2 protein-coding genes and 1 pseudogene are annotated in these 1,748 nt (G+C 62.4%); all 3 read left to right on the forward strand.

The window, feature by feature from the left end:
• Positions 1-701 (forward strand): ABC transporter ATP-binding protein (locus ACEK02_RS11375; RefSeq protein ID WP_371421816.1); only part of this gene is annotated, 701 nt, incomplete at its 5' end.
• Positions 698-1,411, forward strand: coding sequence for an ABC transporter ATP-binding protein (locus ACEK02_RS11380; protein ID WP_211374457.1), 714 nt, complete (start codon positions 698-700; stop codon positions 1,409-1,411). The genes ACEK02_RS11375 and ACEK02_RS11380, both read left to right, overlap by 4 nt.
• 9 nt (positions 1,412-1,420) lie before the next feature.
• Positions 1,421-1,748 (forward strand): annotated as a pseudogene (locus ACEK02_RS11385) (branched-chain amino acid ABC transporter permease); the annotation flags it as partial.

Raw genomic sequence — 1,748 nt, forward strand, 5'->3', positions numbered from 1 at the left:
CGTTCGACATGAAGAAGGGCCAGATTCTGGGCCTGATCGGTCCGAACGGCGCCGGCAAGACGACGCTCTTCAACTGTCTCAGCCGGCTGTATCAGCCGAGCAAGGGCGAGATCCTGATGGAGGGCGAGAGCATTCTCACGCGCCAGCCGCAGAAGATCGCCGAGATCGGCATCGGCCGCACGTTCCAGAACGTTGCGCTGTTTCCCCGTCTCACCGTGCGCGACAACATCCGCATCGGCGGCCACTGCCGCACCAAAAGCGACGTGGTCAGCGATGCGCTGAAACTGCCATGGGTGCGCACCGAAGAGCGCCGGCTCAACGAGAAGGTGGATGAGATCCTCAGCTACCTCGAGCTGCACGACGTCGCGGACCGCGAAGTCGCGGGCCTGCCGTTCGGCACCCAGAAGCGCGTCGAACTCGGCCGGGCGCTTGCCGCCGAGCCGAAGATCCTGTTGCTCGACGAGCCCGCCGGCGGCCTCAATCACGAGGAAGTCTATGTGCTGGGCGATCTGATCTGCCGCATCCGCGATCAGCGTCACATCACGGTTCTTCTCGTCGAACATCACATGGGACTGGTGATGAAAATCGCCGATCACGTGGTCGCGCTGAATTTCGGCAAGAAACTCGCAGAAGGCACCCCGTCTCAGGTGCAGTCCGACCCCGATGTCATCAAGGCCTATCTGGGGAGCAAGGACCAATGAGTACGATGCTGACCATCAAGGACTTGCGCGCCTATTACGGCCAGGTGCAGGCGCTGCACGGGCTCGAGTTCTCGCTCAACGAAGGCAGCGTAACCACGCTTCTCGGTGCCAACGGCGCCGGCAAGACCACGACGTTGCGCGCGATCTGCAACATGATCCGCTCCACGGGCAATATCGAATTCGAGGGCAAGCCGCTCACCGGCATGTCGACCGAAAACGTCGTCCGTCTCGGCATCGCCCACGTTCCTCAGGGCCGCGGCACCTTCACCAACATGACGGTGGAGGAAAACCTGCAGCTCGGCGCGATCTCGCGCAAGGACGTCAAGAACATCCCGGACGACATCGAGCGCATGTACGCGCACTTCCCGGTGCTCAAGCAGCGCCACACCCAGCAGGCCGGAACGCTGTCCGGCGGCGAACAGCAGATGCTCGCGGTCGCCCGCGCGCTGATGCTGCGTCCGCGGCTGATGCTGCTGGACGAGCCGTCGTTCGGCCTCGCGCCGCTGATCGTGCGCGACCTGTTCGGAATTCTCGCCAAGATCAACCGCGAGGACAGGGTGACGATCCTGGTGGTCGAGCAGAACGCACAGCTTGCGCTCGAACTCGCCGAAACGGCCTACGTGATCGAAACCGGCCGCATCGTGATGTCGGGGACCGCGAAGGAAATCGCGGACAACGAAGACATTCGCAAATCCTATTTGGGTTATTGAGAGGCAGCCATGGAACTCTTTACCAACCAAGTCCTGGCTGGCATTGCCACAGGCGCGATCTATGCCTGCATGGCGCTGGCCGTGGTCATGATCTATCAGGCCATCGACCACCTGAACTTCGCCCAGGGCGAAATGGCGATGTTCTCGACCTTCATCGCCTGGCAATTGATGCAGTGGGGCCTCGGCTTCTGGCCCGCCTTCCTGCTGACGCTGGCCATTTCGTTCGCCGGCGGCATCATCATCGAACGTGCGCTGTTCAAGCCGCTCACCAACGCGCCGGTGCTGGTGCATGTGGCCGGCTTCATCGCGCTGTTCGCCATCCTCAACAGCGTCGCGG

Origin of the sequence: Tardiphaga sp., assembly GCF_041424195.1 — a bacterium.
Taxonomy (GTDB): domain Bacteria; phylum Pseudomonadota; class Alphaproteobacteria; order Rhizobiales; family Xanthobacteraceae; genus Tardiphaga.